General features: G+C 65.1%; 13 protein-coding genes and 1 pseudogene. 2 read left to right on the top strand and 12 right to left on the bottom strand.

The window, feature by feature from the left end; genetic code table 11:
* Positions 1–37: 37 nt before the first annotated feature.
* A complete protein-coding gene (chvE, locus tag NFC73_RS08390; protein WP_254749229.1) occupies positions 38–1162 on the bottom strand; it encodes a multiple monosaccharide ABC transporter substrate-binding protein in 1125 nt (374 codons plus the stop codon).
* A 331-nt stretch (positions 1163–1493) separates the two neighbouring features.
* The gene (locus tag NFC73_RS08385) at positions 1494–1655 is read right to left on the bottom strand and encodes a hypothetical protein (protein WP_254749227.1); all 162 of its coding nucleotides are present in this window, start codon (positions 1653–1655) and stop codon (positions 1494–1496) included.
* Between the two features lie 15 nt (positions 1656–1670).
* On the opposite strand from NFC73_RS08385, the pseudogene NFC73_RS08380 reads away from it, so the two are divergent.
* Positions 1671–1813, top strand: a pseudogene (locus NFC73_RS08380) (IS3 family transposase); the annotation flags it as partial.
* Between the two features lie 583 nt (positions 1814–2396).
* Here the strand turns inward: NFC73_RS08380 and NFC73_RS08375 are convergent.
* A complete protein-coding gene (locus tag NFC73_RS08375; RefSeq protein ID WP_254749225.1) occupies positions 2397–4268 on the bottom strand; it encodes a PA domain-containing protein in 1872 nt (623 codons plus the stop codon).
* 619 nt (positions 4269–4887) lie between these two features.
* Here NFC73_RS08375 and NFC73_RS08370 point away from each other — a divergent pair.
* A complete protein-coding gene (locus NFC73_RS08370; protein WP_254749223.1) occupies positions 4888–5709 on the top strand; it encodes an MBL fold metallo-hydrolase in 822 nt (273 codons plus the stop codon).
* 415 nt (positions 5710–6124) lie between these two features.
* Here NFC73_RS08370 and NFC73_RS08365 read toward each other — a convergent pair whose 3' ends face one another.
* The 9 genes from NFC73_RS08365 to NFC73_RS08325 all read right to left on the bottom strand — a co-directional run bounded on the left by NFC73_RS08365 (position 6125) and on the right by NFC73_RS08325 (position 16100).
* On the bottom strand, positions 6125–6940 hold the full coding sequence (locus tag NFC73_RS08365) for a hypothetical protein (RefSeq protein ID WP_254749221.1): 816 nt from the start codon (positions 6938–6940) through the stop codon (positions 6125–6127).
* 81 nt (positions 6941–7021) lie between these two features.
* On the bottom strand, positions 7022–7459 hold the full coding sequence (locus tag NFC73_RS08360; protein ID WP_254749220.1) for a CPBP family intramembrane glutamic endopeptidase: 438 nt from the start codon (positions 7457–7459) through the stop codon (positions 7022–7024).
* Positions 7460–7498: 39 nt separating this feature from the next.
* Positions 7499–8911 carry an amino acid permease gene (locus NFC73_RS08355; RefSeq protein ID WP_254749219.1) on the bottom strand — a complete coding sequence of 471 codons (1413 nt, stop codon included), beginning with the start codon at positions 8909–8911 and terminating at the stop codon, positions 7499–7501.
* A 259-nt stretch (positions 8912–9170) separates the two neighbouring features.
* Positions 9171–10382 carry an N-acetylglucosamine-6-phosphate deacetylase gene (nagA, locus tag NFC73_RS08350; protein WP_254749218.1) on the bottom strand — a complete coding sequence of 404 codons (1212 nt, stop codon included), beginning with the start codon at positions 10380–10382 and terminating at the stop codon, positions 9171–9173.
* Positions 10379–11062, bottom strand: coding sequence for an N-acetylmannosamine-6-phosphate 2-epimerase (locus NFC73_RS08345; RefSeq protein WP_254749217.1), 684 nt, complete (start codon positions 11060–11062; stop codon positions 10379–10381). Before NFC73_RS08345 ends, nagA begins: the two co-directional genes overlap by 4 nt.
* 32 nt (positions 11063–11094) lie before the next feature.
* Positions 11095–12042: an ROK family protein gene (locus NFC73_RS08340; protein ID WP_254749216.1), complete on the bottom strand. Its 948-nt coding sequence runs from the start codon at positions 12040–12042 to the stop codon at positions 11095–11097.
* A 142-nt stretch (positions 12043–12184) separates the two neighbouring features.
* Entirely contained in the window at positions 12185–13114 is a 930-nt protein-coding gene (locus NFC73_RS08335) for a dihydrodipicolinate synthase family protein (RefSeq protein ID WP_254749215.1), read from the bottom strand.
* Between the two features lie 47 nt (positions 13115–13161).
* Entirely contained in the window at positions 13162–13968 is an 807-nt protein-coding gene (locus tag NFC73_RS08330; RefSeq protein ID WP_254749214.1) for an ATP-binding cassette domain-containing protein, read from the bottom strand.
* Entirely contained in the window at positions 13965–16100 is a 2136-nt protein-coding gene (locus NFC73_RS08325; protein WP_254749213.1) for a dipeptide/oligopeptide/nickel ABC transporter permease/ATP-binding protein, read from the bottom strand. Before NFC73_RS08325 ends, NFC73_RS08330 begins: the two co-directional genes overlap by 4 nt.
* Positions 16101–16102: the final 2 nt, after the last annotated feature.

The raw sequence follows: 16102 nt of genomic DNA, 5'->3' as shown, positions 1-16102 counted from the left end.
GCCAGGCCGTGCAGCCGGCCGCAACCCCGCAAGATGGTTACTTGACGTCGGCGTCGGTGTAGTAGCCGGACTCGATGAGTTCCTTCTTGTAGTTTTCCGCAGTGATGATCACGGACTTGAGCAGGTAGGCCGGGACCACCTTGACCTTGTTGTTGTAGGTCTTGGTGTCGTTGACCTCCGGCTCCTGGCCCTTCAGCAGGGCGTCGACCATCTTCACGGCCTGGGAACCCAGCTGGCGGGTGTCCTTGAAGATGGTGGAGTATTGCTCATCGGCGATGATGGACTTCACGGAGCCCTTCTCAGCGTCCTGGCCCGTGACGACCGGCAGGTCACCCTTGGCGTAGCCGCCGGTGCTGGTCAGGGCCGAGATGATGCCGATAGACAGACCGTCATAGGGGGAGAGCACACCGTCGAGCTTGGTCCCGGAACTGTAGGCCGCGGTGAGGATGTCCTCCATCCGCTTCTGGGCAACGGGGGCCTGCCAGCGCAGGATGGCTGCCTGCTCGAACTTGGTCTGGCCACTGGGGACCTTGAGGGTTCCGGCGTCCAGGTACGGCTTCAGCGTGTCCATGGCGCCGGTCCAGAAGAAGTTGGCGTTGTTGTCATCCGGGCTGCCGGCGAAAAGCTCAACGTTGAACGGGCCCTTGCCCTCCACCTTCTTGCCGCTGGCATCAACCAGGCCCAGCCCGGTCAGCAGCGACGTTGCCTGCTGCACACCCACCGTGTAGTTATCGAACGTGGTATAGAAATCAACGTTCGGCGTGCCGTTGATGAGGCGGTCGTACGCAATGACCTTGACGTTCTGCTCCTTCGCCTTGGCCAGCACATCGGTCAGGGTGGTGCCGTCGATGGCGGCGACAATGAGCGCCTTGGCACCCTTGGTCAGCATGTTCTCGATCTGCGATACCTGCGTGGGGATATCGTCGTTGGCGAACTGCAGGTCAGTCTTGTAACCAAGTCCCTTCAAGGACTTTTCCACGTTGCCGCCATCGGCGATCCAACGCTCGGACGTCTGGGTGGGCATCGAAATACCCACCAGGGATTCACTGGGATTCGCAGTGGCTTCCGGGGTGGCTGTTCCGCCCCGGCTTCCGCACCCTGTGGCACCCACAGTGACTGCGAGGACGACGGCGACGGCGCCCAGGAATTTCCTAATTCTCACGATTTCTCCTCCCGCGGAAGCTTGTCCGCGAAGTGGTGCTGGGTCGGCAGGCGTCTGCGCTTGCCGCTGGAGCGGTACTGCTTTGGTGTGCAGGGCCCGAGCCCTAGACACCTGAAGAGCTACCAACACAGGCGCGGAGTTCAATGTGCCGGAAGCCTAGTTCCGACTCCTTGTTGTTAGCGCTAACAAAGAGATTATTGCAGAGTTGGATGTGAGTCAAATCACTTTTATTGGTGAGCGGTGGCGCAACGCCCGTTTGCGGCAGCGGCTCCGATGCACCGTATGAGGTTCCCCTTGTAAGCCACGCCCTGATGAATTGCAGCAAGGTGGGTCACTCGTCTTCTGGTTGAGCTCGATCGAGCCAGTCGCCGAACAATGCGGCGAGCAGTTCGGGCCGCTCGTGCATGAGCGCATGGCCCGCGTCCTCGCCACGACCAAGGTGTTCCTTCAACGGGACGGCAAGCCGCCATTCAGACTGTGATTTGACCGCCATTCCCGGTCAACAGTCACAACCATGGCCGAAGCCAAATACTTGGCCGAGGAATGGAAAGCTATCTACAATCTTGAACGGCCCACGGATCGCTGGACGGTATGACGCCGATCCGCTACCGGGATACGTGGACGCAGGAAAACCAGTCAGCCATCGGATAGCCGCTGGACTGCTAACGGGGGGCCCAGCCACCGCCTCTACTTCGCATCGGCACGCCTATCAAACTGATCAAGAAGTCTCCCAAGTTAGTCCCGGCGACCAGGAGTACAACAAGACGGGGCAGCCCCCTCCAAGCACAGTACCGTGCCCCATAATTCGGCCTGTCTCCAGAAACATGACGAGCGCACCCTCCCGACAGAAGGGACTGCCTCAAGCTCCAAGCCGACCCACTCATGCTCGATCGCCTCGAGCCCGTTAGGTCGGTGTCTCTTTATCAGCCACGATCCGGCCTCGAAGAGGGTAGTAGACCTCCCCGGTAAACGTCACATAGGCCTGGTTCGCCTCAATCAACGGTGATCTGTCTGCACTAGGTGCGGGCTGGTTCGTTTTACGGGCACCGTCCCGGAGAGCCGCACCCACACCCGCCGGGCCATATCTTGCGAAAGTTAGGGTCCGTGGGCGTAGATGCGGGCTCGCTCAGCGGACCCGGGGCGCGGGTCACGGTGTTCGTGATGCGTGGGGTGACCGCGCCCGCAGCGTGGCCCCTCGCCTCCTCGCCTCCTCGCCTCCTCGCTAGTGCTTGGCTCAGGGTCCGGTGTACCGGAAGATGTAGAGCCCGTGATCGCGGTCGCTTGCGGCAACGTATTCGATCCCGTCCTTCTCGAATACCTGGACGCCCCAGAAGTTATTTCCTTCCGCGTCGATGAAGCGGCCGGTCTCGACCAGCTTGTCGTTGACGATCTTTGCCACCCGGAAACCTCCGGAGTAGTAGGAGAAGTACGCCAAGTCAGCCCGCTGGTGCGATGTGGCCACCTCGTGCACCGAAAGATCACCGAAACCCTCCGCATAGGCCGGATCATGGGCTTCAGGGATGGCGTAGGTGTCCAGCTCGGCCATCTTCCCCGCCGAATTGTCGAAGAGATGCACGTAGCCCCACCCGTCAAAGATCGCCCGGACAGTTACCACGTCGCCGATCGCTCCAAGGCTCACGCCAGGAATCTCACTGGCCGCGCCAGCCAGGCAGGCCGCGTTGTCATAGGAGGCCTCCTTGTCGAAGAAGCCGAATCCTGTCTTGCGGTCCACCGAGAACGCCGGAGTGTTGCCGGCTATGTTCATTCCGAACAGGCCGCAGCCGTCGGAGCCTTCACGGTTGACCACTACCATGCCCTCGTAGCCAAGTGCCGCGTCCACGCTCGAAGCTTTCTCCGTGAACGTGCAGAGGCCACGGGTGACGATAGCGATCTGCTTGCCGCTCGCCGTAGTCGGAGCAGTTGGAACAGCAGCATCACCTATACATGCCCGACCCACGTAGACTGCGTCGCCAGTCAGCGACTGACCGCCCTGCAATTGCGGAGTGTCACTGCCTTGCGCGGCCTGATACGTAGTCGCGGTGTCGTCCGTGAACCCCTCTGCCGAGTTGGGCGAGAAATCCTCGTCGGCCCCGATTACATATTTGTTGTCAAGGGTGAACTCGGCTTGGTGACCGTTGCCTTCAGGCTTCTCCGACAGGCCGGTCGACTCCAGGAGCTCCGGGTCCGGGTTGGTGAAGTCCGTGTCGCCGAGGTAGACGGGATTGTGCACGTCGCTCATGTCGACAGCCACGTAGCCGGCATCCCAGTAGGACAGGAGCATGACCTGCTTGCCGCCGATCTCCTTCACGATCATGTCGTGCAGGAATACCTCGGTCAGGTTCGACGGAGCGCTCTGCAGGATCTGCGGGAACAGCTGATCCAGATCATACTCGGCCGTGAGGAAGGCCTTCTTCGGGTCGGTGATGTCCATGATGTCGACGTCGGAGCCCTCTTGGTTGTCCACGATGACTGCGTAGGCCTTGTCACCGGCATCCCACGCAAAGACGCTGTGGATTTCGTTGGCCGCCTTCTTGCCCTGACCGTTGACCGTGGAGTCACCGACGCCCTCAGCCAGTGGCGTGGGGTGCTCAGGGTTCGTCACGTCATAGAGGTTCATGCCGCCGAAGCCTGCACTGGCCTTGCACTTCTCGTTGTTACTGACCAGCAGATCGCCGGTAAAGGAAGGCGTGTCCACATGCAGGGCCTGGATTCCCTCGCCCGGGTAGCTGCCCTCCTTCGACTGAATAAAGGCAACCTCCTTCGGGTTCGCGGGGTCCTTGATGTTCACGACGTGCACGCCGTTGTACTTGCAGTCGACGACACCCCACGAGGCGAGGTAGGCGTAGTTATTGAAAACACCGACATCGGCGATCTTCTCCGGGACTGCGTTCTTCAATTTCAGTTTGGAGATGAGGTCGACGTTGGACTGAGTAGCCGGCAAATGACCAGCCGTGGTGCCGTGCTGGTGGGCGTCGCGGGCGCCGTCGTCAACCGACACCGCGCCGTCGTCGCTGGGATGAGCTGAAGCAATGGGAGTTCCTGCGAGAATCAGTCCGGCGACTGACAGCAGCACTAACGCCCTGCGCTTTACAGATGGATTAGCCATGACACTCCTTGGGGTCTGGGGCCCATTTGGTACGTCTGGTGAATGGGCAAACTATAATCTTTGTCTCACACGTGGGTCACCAGTGGACGGTACCTGTCTTTTGGGCGGCACTACCCGGTTTCCTTGGGTCTCAAAGACCCCGGGGGTTGTCGTAATGGCGCTATAGTCGCTCCGCCATAGAACGCCGCATAGAAGCGAACCGCAAGAAGGTCAATGGTGGATAGGAAAAGCATCGCCGTGACCCGGAAATTCCAGGTCCTGCTACATCCTCTGACCTCTCTTCACTTGACCGGAATCAGGGGTATAAAAGGGGTGGCGAAATCTCATCCGGATTCAACTCGGGACGGACCCGCAGGTAACCCAGCGAATGTCAGAATGACCGCCCGGACAGGCGACGTCGGCTGAGACTTCCACCACCAACGGTTCCACCAGCGTCAGGGCGACAGGGCCCTTCTCGTTGCTGAACCTGTCCGATGCGCACTGGCTGACCTGTACCGGCCACGGATGATCGGGCACCCCAACCGAGGCCGGGCTGCTTCGCCCAAAGTGCTTGCAATCTACTACCGCCAGCTCATACCGTCTCGAGAAGGGGCTGCAAACCGCAAGCGGAAGGCAATTCATGCTGAAGGAAGTCGCTGAGGGCGTTCTTGTTCACGAGAGCGAGTTCATCCAGAGTAATTCCGTTGTTGTGCAGGGCCGGGACGGTGTGTTGCTCATCGACCCCGGCATAACGGGCGACGAAATGGCGGCCCTCGCAAACGACCTCCGCGAGTTGGGCCAGCCCGTCGTGGCAGGCTTCTCGACGCATCCTCATTGGGACCACGTCCTCTGGCACGCGGACTTCGGCGACGCGCCCCGCTACGGTACGGCCCGCTGCGCGGCCTCTATCCAGGATCTGCTGTCGAACGCGGACTGGAAGGCCCGCATAGCCGAGGGGCTCCCGCCGGAGTACGCCGAGGATATCCCGATGGAACTGCTCGGTCTCATTACCGGTCTGCCCGCCGATACTGTGCAGATTCCTTGGGATGGCCCCAGGGTCCGGATCATCGAGCATCAGGCCCATGCCCCAGGACATGCGGCGCTGCTGATCGAAGAGCGCGGCGTCCTCGTCGCCGGCGACATGCTTTCTGACATCCTGATGCCATTCCTCGACCTGGAGGCCGCGGATCCGATCGTGGACTACCTCGGCGCGCTGCGGCTCTTTGACAGCCTGCCCGACGACGTTGACGCCGTCGTCCCCGGTCACGGCTCGGTCGGCGGACCTGGGCAGCTACAAGCACGTCTCAAACAGGATCGCGCGTACGTGCAGGCCCTGCGAGACGGCGGTGTTCTCGACGACCCGCGGGTCGGTCCATGGGCCCCGTTGGATTGGCTGCCCGACGTTCATCGATGGCAACTCCAGAGGCTCGCCCAAAGAGAACGGAACGAGACGCCCGAATAGCGGTCGCCGAATCCGTCTAGGCCACAACGAAGAGTCGACTGGCTCGCTGCGCATCGATGGCGGATCCGTCAGCCATCTCGAAGGAGTAATTACACTGCCAGTGCTGGGATTTTTTCGCCTGCCGATTCGTGGTGCTGACCACGGCGGATAGACTCGGAACCCTCGCTTGCCTCCGGCGCTGCCTTCGGAAAAGCGAATGCTCCGACTCGGAAATCCTCGCGCACACAGACCACCAGCACGTCGCTGTACTCCTCCGCAGGCAGAGGTCCGGTCGACCCATCGATGGCGACATCCGGATGCACCTGAACACCAGACATAGACCTCCCATCGAAACGAATCCCCGACAGGAGCGTCCTATCTCCCGAGTAGGCAGCTTAAAGCCAGGTTGAAGTAAGCCCAGGGCACAAAGGCCTGGTCAGGCCGCGGCCTGCGGCAGCACCAGCAGGTAGCCCGCCGGCAGATCGCTGCTCCAGCGTCGCGGCTCGCGGACCACGAACTGCGTCGCCAACTGCTCGGGGCTGAGCAGGCTGTTGGGCGCTGGCGATGGACCCCACTGCCCGCTGCCGTGCGGGTAGAGCGGATCCAGGACCCGGACGCCGGTGACCGAGAACTCCGGGAACTGGCCGGGATCGCCGAGCGACTCAAACCCGCTCATCACCCACGCGTGGCGACCGCTCCACATGACCAGCCCGACCGGCCGGCCCGTTTCGGTGATGGCACGCGCCGCCGTTTGCAGTGCGTCCTCATAGTCGGCGATGCTGACAACGACGTATGGCCCCATCCCGACGTCGGTCAGCACCTCTGCCCAACCAAGCGGATTTGCACCGTTGAACGAGTTGGACGAACGTGCCCGGGCCCTCTCCCACAGGTCGCCCTGCTGAGCGCGATCGGCCCACGTGCCGCCCCCCGTGTCATCGATGAGGTTGTGCGCGATCTGGATGCTCGCCGCAACACACCAGTCGAAGGTGTACTGCGGCACGAAGTCCCCCTCCTGGTACAGGTTGAGGGCAAACGCCTGGGGCACCGCCGGTGGCGTGGGAACCGGTGTCGGCGTGGGGGCCGGAGTCCAGTGAGGGGCGGGGGTAACGGCGCCGGCGGCTGGCCGGGCCGACAACGTCGCTATCGGTCGATCGGTGGCGGTCTCGACGAAGCCGATCGCGGGCGCGCACGCCGTGAGGAGCATCGTCAGGGCGACGAGCCTGGCCAGAAGACGGGCAGGGGCACCGGTCATAACCGAAAGTCTAGCGCGATGCGGCCGGGTCTTGACGTGTGCAGAGGCGCCGTTCGCAGGGCGACTGTTGCCCGCCGTCGTTCACCTGGGACGCCTCCTGAAGGAGAAACGCCCGACGGCGGTGGCCGGGCAGGGTGCCTTGCGCCAGGCCCGGCGGTCCAGCGCCACAGTGGCCAGAACCGCGAGGACGATGACGCCGAAGTAGATCAGCTCCGCGCGGTCGGCGCCGGGACCGGTGAAGCCGAAGGAACCCATCGTGAAAGTGCCCTGGCTGCTGTGGAACAGGAGCGTCAGCAGGACGCTGCCGCCTGTGCGGTTGAAAAGCCACACGTAGAGGAAGGCGATGGCGAACGTCGTCGGCAGGCCGATCAGGCTCAGCCCGCCAAAGAGCACCAGCGGCAGGTGCCACAGGGCCACGAGGGCGCCGAGAATGGCTGCGGACAGCAGCGGCGGACGGGACGCCTGAAGCAGCGGGAGGGCGTAGCCGCGGAACCCGGGTTCTTCGCCCAGTGGTCCCACGCGACGCGCCACCGGACGAGTCGCCGTCGCAGCTGCTGGCTACAGGGCGGGAGTGCGCAGCGACGTGTCTTCGGGTTCGTTGACGTCGTTGGGCTGGTGTGGGCTGAGGTTCTTCCGGTATCGCCACACGCCAATGCCGACGACGGCGGCGGCGAGTGCCATGGAGAGCAGCAGCGATTCGCGGGTTGCGTCCAGGATCAGCATGCCGATGAGTAGGGCGACGATGCTGGCGATTGCGACCCAGGTCAGGTGCGGGAAGAGCCACATCTTCATGGCGAGGTCCTTGGTGGCTGCGCCCATGCGGCGGCGCAGGATGAGCTGTGAGGCGGCGATGACCAGCCACACGAAGAGTGCGATGGCGCCGGAGGTGTTGACCAGGAAGAGAAATACCGTGTCCGGGGCAACGTAGTTCAGTCCGACCGTGATGAATCCGACCACGGTGGATGACAGCACGGCCGCAGCCGGAACGCCGCGCTTGGAGATCTTGGTCCAGGACTTCGGGGCGTCGCCTCGCTGCGAGAGGGAGAACAGCATGCGGCTTGCAGTGTACAGGCCGGAATTCAGGCAGGACAGGACTGATGTCAGCACGACGATATCCATGATGGTTCCCGCACCCGGAATGCCGAACAGCTCAATGACGGCCACATACGGGCTCTTGGCCACGGTGGCGGAGTTCCAAGGCAGCAGGGTTACGACGATGGCGATGGACCCGATGTAGAAGACCAGGATGCGCCATACGGTGGACTTGACGGCCTTCTTGACTGCGTCAACGGGATTTTCGGACTCGCCGGCGGCGATCGTGGCGATCTCGGCCCCGAAGAAGGAGAACACCACCACCAGGATGCCGGCCAGCACGGCGCCTGGACCGTTCGGGAAGAACCCGCCGTTCTCAAGCAGGTTACTGACTCCCGGGGCGGGAACCCCGGGAACAAGGCCGAGGATTGCGGCAATGCCGAACAGCAGGAAAAGCACGATGGCCGTCACTTTGATGGACGCGAACCAGAACTCAAACTCGCCGTAGGACTTCACCGAGCCTAGGTTGGTCAGCGTCAGAAGGACCATGAGCAGCAGCGCCCACACCCATTGGTCGATGCCAGGCACCCAGCGGTGCATAATGGCTGCGCCTGCGGTCGCCTCGATTCCCAGGACGATGATCCAGAACCAGGCATACAGCCAACCGATGCTGAACCCCGCCCAGCGTCCCAGGGCTTTGTCGGCGTAAGCGGAAAAGGACCCGGTTTCCGGATTGGCCGCGGCCATTTCGCCGAGCATCCGCATGACCAGGATGACCACGAGCCCGGCTGCCGCGTAAGCCAGGAGGATGCCCGGGCCCGCTTGCTGAATCGCTGCTCCTGAGCCAACGAACAGCCCGGCGCCAATGACGCCGGCGATCGCGATCATGGAGAGATGCCGCGGCTTGAGTGTTTTTGACAGCTGTGTGTCCGTGTTCATGGTGACGAGGCTTTCGATAGGCGGACCGTCAGGTTCAACGCTGGGCGGCGGGTGACCTGAGCCACATGCCCTATAGACGCTAGCCGCCGCCCGCGGAAAGGGCACTGTTCGATTGCCCAATCGCGCAGCGCGGCGGATGTGCGATTGCGAAATTCTTGACCGGGAACCCGCCTTGCCGTGTCCCATAGGTAAACAATGAACACGCTCGCCTCACCGCCGGGCCCTCGTCACCACGGAGTGCCAGGCACCCCAGCGCCGTCTAAACCCCGACGGCGGGGCGGCCCAGGGTGCGCCCCTCGCGCAGGACCAGGACGCGGCGGAAGTTGCGGTCCACCACTACGACGTCGGCACGGAGGCCCGCGCGGAGGCTTCCGATTTCGTGCCCCTGGCCGATGATGGCGGCCGGAACTGCGGTGGCTGACAAAACAGCCGCGGCCGGCTCCACTCCGGCGTTAATGGTCCGCCGCACAACGTCCAGCATGGTGGCCGTCCCGCCTGCGAGCGTGCCGTTGCTGAGCCGGGCCACGGCACCACTGACGGAGACGGCGGCGGGGCCAAGCTCGTAGTCGCCGTCGGGCAGTCCGGTGGCGGCCATGGAGTCAGTCACCAGCACCACGTTTTCGGGCCCCGCCAGCTCGAAGACCATCCGGACCGTTTCGGGGTCCAGATGGGCGCCGTCGGCGATGAGTTCCACGGCAATCGTGCCGGCTCCGGCCAGCCGGAGGCACGCGGCGACGGGTCCGGGGCTGCGGTGGTGCAGCGGCGGCATGCCGTTAAAGAGGTGTGTGACGGTGGGGCGCGATACGCTACCCCGGCCGGAGGCCGCCAGCAGCTCCGCCGCTCCGGTGAGGGAGGCCGCCGTCGTCCGGGCGTCCGCGTCAGTGTGGCCCAACGACGGCGTGACGCCGTGTTCGGCGAGCATACGCACCACGGCGTCGGCGCCGGGAAGTTCGGGCGCGTACGTCATGGTCCGCAGGTGGCCGCCGGCCGCGGCCAGCAGCTCGCCCAGCAGGGGGAGGTCCGGCTCGCGCAGGTACCGCGGATCCTGGGCGCCGCAGCGCGCGTGGGACAGGAACGGCCCCTCGGAGTGGATGCCCGCGATGAGCCCTTCATCGGCGAGCTGCCGCAGGGTTGCCAGGCCATGCAGCAGGTCCTCGCGGGACGCGGTCACCGTGCTTGCGAGCAGCGTGGTGGTGCCGCTGCGGTGCAGGAAGTCCACGGCTGTCCTGGCAGCCTCGCTGTCGCCGCTGGGGAAGTCGCCGCCCACGGCCCCGTGGCAGTGCAGGTCAACGAGGCCGGGCAGGATCATGCTGCCCGGCGGCAGTTCGAGTTCTTCAAGGCTGGGGAGCGCGGCCTCAGCCAGGCCGGCGCGGGGCCCCACAAACGCGATGCGGCCGTCCGCGACGGCCACCACTGCGTCGTCCTGGACCGAACCGTCGGTCAGGACCGTGCCGGCCAGCAGGTAGTTCACTTCAGGGCCTCCGCGAACCAGCCGGTGATGGTGGCCGGGTGCGTGATTGCGGTACCGACGACGACGGCGAACGCGCCGGCGTCGAGGCACTGGCGGGCCTGGGCGGGGGAGTGGAGGCGGCCTTCGGCGATGAGGGGCACGCCGAAGCCGGCCGCGGCGATCTGCTCCAGCAGTTCCAGGTCGGGGCCCTGCGTCTTGGGGCGCTCGCCGGAGTAACCGGACAGCGTGGTACCGAGCAGGTCGGCCCCGGCCTCGACGGCGGCAGCGGCGTCGTCGAACGAGCCGCAGTCCGCCATCACCAAGGCGTGGGAATCCTGGTGGATGCCCGCCACCGTCTTGGCCAGGGTCAGGCCGTCCGGACGTTCCCGGCGCGTGCCGTCGATGGCCACCACATGGGCGCCCGCGTTGGCCACCGCGAGGGCGTGGCGGAGTGTGGGAGTGATGAAGACGCCGTCGTGACCGTCCTTCCAGAGCCCGATCACCGGAACCTCCACCGCTGCACGGGTGAACTGCACATCGGAAAGGCCCTGGACGCGGACAGCAGCAGCGCCGCCAATCACCGCCGAAGCCGCAAACTGCGCCGTGGTGCGCGGGTCCCGCAGCGGCTCGCCCGGATACGCCTGGCAGGAGACGATGAGTTGTCCGCGCAGGGCTTCAAGGGCTTCGGGAGTCAGGATCACGGTCGGTTCCTCTGGATATGTGGCGGTGTGGATTAAGAGTCTGTGGTGAGGACCAGTCGCGCGGCGCCCACCATTGCTGCTGCGTTGCCGAGTTTAGCGGGCAGGACGGGGAGGCCGAGCAGTGCCGGCAGGAGCTCGGCGCGAAGGGCGCGTTCCATGGGACGCCACCAGGGCGCGCCGGCGTCGGAGAGCCCGCCGGAAACCACCACCACTTCGGGGTCCAGGATGTTGGCGAGTCCGCCCACGGCCTGGCCGGCCGCGGCGGCGCCCATACCCACCGCCTGGATGGCTATGGCGTCGCTGGCGCCGGCAAGGGCAAAGACGCCGCGGGCGTCCATCACCGGCTCGTTGCCGCCCAGGCGCACGTACGCCTCGTGGATGGCGGGCCCGGAGGCGATGGCCTCAACATGCCCGGCGCCGCCGCAGACGCAGGGCACAGGCTTGCCCTCGTGGAACGCATAGGGGGAAGCGAAATGGCCCACGTGTCCGCCCGCGTAGCGGTGTCCGAGGACCGGGTGCCCGGCCAGGACAAAACTGCCGCCGACGCCGGTGCCGAAGGCCACCAGGAGCGAGCTTGAGGTTCCTGCGGCGGAACCCGTCCACGACTCGCCCAGGGCGTGCGCATGGACATCGTTCACGGCCTGGACAGCCTCCGGCGCCAGGCCAAGCCGGGCGGCCAACCCTGCGGTCAGCTCGGTCCCGACCCACCCGAGGATGGCATCGGTAGCGGACACCACAACACCGCGCCCGGCATCGATAACGCCAGCTGAACCAACACCAACCCCCACAACGTCAAGGCCCGCTGCCTGAGCCCGGACAAGGAGCGAAGAAACCAGCGCCGCCGTCGCATCGAGAATGGCGTCCCCACCATCCCGGTTCAGGGTAGGAACGGTCTCCGAAAACAAGACCTCCCCATCCCCGGAAACAACCCCGGCAGCAGTCTTGGTACCCCCAAGGTCAACACCGATCGCGTACATCATTCTCTTCCTAACAAGGGATCTCGACAGGCTCGATCACCGGCGTGGTTATGCAGGCGGCCGACGGGTGACATTTTTGTAGGCTGCGTTGTTGCGTGAGGAACGAGCGCAGCAGCCGGAAAATGTCAGCCGCCGGCCGCGAAGACTACATCAGCCCGTTGCGTTCCAGGATGGCGCGGATTGCCTTGGTCTCGTCCTCGTCCAGGGAGAGCATGGGGGCGCTCATGACGTTCGTCTTGATGATGCCCATGAGCTGCAGGGCGGTCTTGAAGGCGCCCAGGCCCGCGGCGTTGCCGGACATGCGGCCGGCCTTGGGGGTGTAGACGATTTCGAAGACGTCGGCCAGGCGGTCCTGCTCGGCGGCGGCCGTGGCCCAGTCACCGGCAACAGCGGCGTCGTAGAGGCGGCGGTAGCCGGCCGGGTCAACGTTGCCGAGGCCCGGAACAACACCCTGGGCGCCGCCCAGGAGGGCGCCGTCCACAACCACTTCGTGGCCGGTGAAGATGTCGAAGTTCGGGATCTCCTTGGCTGCGATTAGCAGCTGGCGGAACGAGACGTCGTCGCCGGAGGAGTCCTTCACGCCGGCAATGACGCCGTCGCGGCCCAGTTCGACCAGGAGGTCGGTGGGCAGCTTGAAGTGGGTGCGCACCGGCACATCGTAGGCGAAGACGGGAACGTCGACGGCGGCGGCGATGGAGCGGAAATGCGTACCGTTCTCCTGGGCGTTGGAGATGGCGTAGTACAGGCTGGTGGCCACGATCGAGTCGGCGCCCAGCGCGATGACACGGTTCGCTTCTTCGATGACGCGGTTGGTGGTCTGCTCTACGGCGCCCACGATCAGCGGCACCTGGCCGGCGTTCACGCCTGCCACGGTCTGCACGACGAGGTCGCGTTCTGTGTTGGTCATGTGGGTGACCTCGCCGGAGGATCCCAGCACAAACAGGCCGCTGACGCCGCCGTCGAGCAGGTGCTTGGTGACGTTTTCCAGCGACGGTACGTCGATGGCGCCATCGGCGGTGCGGGGGGTTACGACGGGCGGAATGACGCCCTGGAAACGGGAAGCGACGGTGGTCACAGAGTTCTCCAAATATTGATGGTTAGACGAAAATTTCTGAGGGCAAGCTAGATGTGGAGCAGGCTCGGGGCGGCGCCCAGGAGCTTCTTGGTGTAGTCATTGGTGGGGCTGTCGAAGACCTGGGTGGCGGTGCCCTGCTCGACGATCTTGCCGAAGTACATAACGCAAATCCGGTCCGAGACGTACCGGACGGTCTGGATGTCATGCGAGATGAACACCATGCCGAGGTTCAGCTGGGTCTTCAGGTCCGAGAGCAGGTTCAGCACCTGGGCGCGGACGGAGACGTCCAGGGCCGACGTCGGCTCGTCCGCCACGATGATGTCCGGGTCCAGTGCCAGGGCGCGGGCGATTGCCACACGCTGGCGCTGGCCGCCGGAAACCTGCGACGGCGTGACCTCGGCCGCGGACTGCGGCAGGCCCACCAGGGCCAGCAGTTCCTTGACCTTCGCCGCGCGCGTTGCCGCAGTGCCGATGCCGTGGATCTGGAGGGGGTCGGTGAGGATGTCCTGGACGGTCATGCGCGGGTTCAGTGCCGTGGCCGGGTCCTGGAAGACCACGGACACGGAGCGGCCGAATTCCTTGCGCATGGCCGCGTTCCGCTTGATGGCGGGCTTGCCGTGGAACAGCACCTCGCCCGACGTCGGCGCCTGCAGTCCCACAAGCACTGACGCGAGGGTGGACTTGCCGCAGCCGGACTCACCCACGATGCCCACGGTTTCGCCGCGGCTGATGCTGAAGTCGACGCCGTCGACCGCCTTGACGATGTTCGGGCGGAAGAGCCCGCCACCACGTGCGTGGTGGTAGACCTTGACGTCCTTGAGCTCAATGACCGGCTTGCCGGTGGAAACACTCACTTTGCATCCTCCTTCAGGTGGCTCGCCCAGTAGTGGTCAGCATCCCCGCCAGCGGCGGCTCCTACTGACGTCAGCACCAGCTGCTGGTTGGGGTCGGCGTCGGACCGCAGTGAACGCGGGGCGAAGCGGTCACCCGGGGCGAAGTCGCGCGGGGACGGGACGGTGCCGGGGATCTGGTGCAGGCGGACGGCGTCGGCCTCGATGGAGAGGACGGCGCCGAGCAGGCCGCGGGTGTACTCGTGCTTGGGGTTCTGCAGCAGCTCCGAAGCCTGCGCGGATTCCACCACCTGGCCGGCGTACATCACGGTGATGCGGTGGGCCAGGGAGGCCACCAGGGCTAGGTCGTGGCTGACGAAGACCATGGCGAACCCGAGCTGTTCGCGCAGTTCGTTGAGCAGGTCCACTACCTGTTTCTGAACGGTGACGTCCAGGGCGGTGGTGGGCTCATCGGCAACCACGATCTTCGGCGAACGGGACAGGGCCATGGCGATCAGGACGCGCTGGCGCTGGCCGCCGGAGAGCTCGTGCGGGTAGCTGGCGAGCGTCCGCACAGGATCGAGCTTGACCAGTTCCAGCAGCTCGGTGGGGGTCTTGCGGCCGCCGCGCTTGGTCAGCTGCTCCATCTGGTCCTTGATCTTCATGGACGGGTTCAGGGAGCTCAGGGCATCCTGGTAGACCATGGCGATCTGCTGGCCGCGCAGGCCTTCGTAGGCCTTGATGCTGCTGTGGCTGGTGGCCGGATCCAGCAGTTCCTTGCCGTCGAACGTGATGGAACCGGTGACCTGCGCGGTCTTGGGCAGCAGGCCCATGACGGCGAGGGACGTGATGGACTTGCCGCAGCCGGATTCGCCCACCAGGCCCATGGTTTCGCCTTCGCGGACCGTGAAGGAAACGTTGTCCACAATCGCGGTGTCGCCGAAGCGGCCCGGGAAGCGGATGGACAGGTTCCTGACCTCCAGGACGTTGCGGGCGCCGGCCGGGACCTGCGGGAGGCGGTCGGTGCGCGTGGCCTCGATGGCGGATAGCAGTTCCAGTTCCTTGTCCAGCAGCACGTGCGGGTTCGCCGCGGCCAGCTTCGGATCGGAGAGGATGGCTGCCTCGTTGTAGTGCTCCTCGGTGAGGACGTCGCCGAAGGCAGCGCGCACGCCGTCGAGCTCGTGCTCCTCCACCACTGACGGCTGGGCCACTGAGGTGGCGATTTCGGTATCGACGGCGGCACCCACCGCAGCGCCGGACACAACGGCCGATGCGCCGTCGTCATCCTTTACTGCAGGTGCCTTGCGCAGTTTCGGGTTCACCATGGCATCGGTGAGGCCCTCGGCGAGGATGTTCAGCGAGAGAACGGTGAGCAGGATGGTCACACCGGCGAACGTGGTGGCCCACCAGCCGCCGGACAGGACCAGGTTGCGGCCGTAGGAGATCACGTTGCCCCACGACGGTGCGGGGTCCTGGACGCCGGCGCCGAGGAAGGACAGCGAGGCTTCGAGGATGATGGCATCGGCCACCATCACCGTGGCGAACACCAGCACGGGGGCGGCGGTGTTGCGGACGATGTGCTTGAGCAGGATGTAGAAGCGGCCTGCGCCGATCACACGCTCGGCGCGGACGTAGTCTTCGCCGTACTGGGAGAGCACGTTGGCGCGGACCACGCGGGCCAGCTGCGGGGTGTAGATGATGGCGATCGCGATGATGATGGTGGGAACCGAGTTGCCGAACGCGGCCAGCAGCACTGCGGCCAGGGCGATACCCGGGAACGCCATCAGGATGTCCATGAGGCGCATGATCAGTTCGTTGACGGCCTTGCTGGATGTCGCGGCGAAGGAACCCAGCAGGGCGCCCGCCAGGATGGCCAGGATCACGGCGCCGAGGCCGATCATCAGCGAGGACTGGGCGCCGAAGAGCAGGCGGGAGAAGATGTCGCGGCCCAGGCGGTCGGTGCCGAAGAAGTGCTCGGCGCCCGGCGGGGTGGCGGGGATGAAGGTTTCCAGCGGATCGTGCGGCGCGATGACCGGCGCGAACACGGCGGAGAGGACGATCATGATGAGGAAGAGGAGGGCGATGCGGGAGCCCCAGGGGAGGGCCTTGAAACGGAGGCCCGGGGCACTCAGCCGTTCAGCAAGCTTGCTACGCATGA

The sequence above is a fragment of the Pseudarthrobacter humi genome, from assembly GCF_024294965.1.
Taxonomy (GTDB): Bacteria; Actinomycetota; Actinomycetes; order Actinomycetales; family Micrococcaceae; genus Arthrobacter; species Arthrobacter humi.
This window is presented reverse-complemented; position numbering and strand designations above follow the sequence as displayed.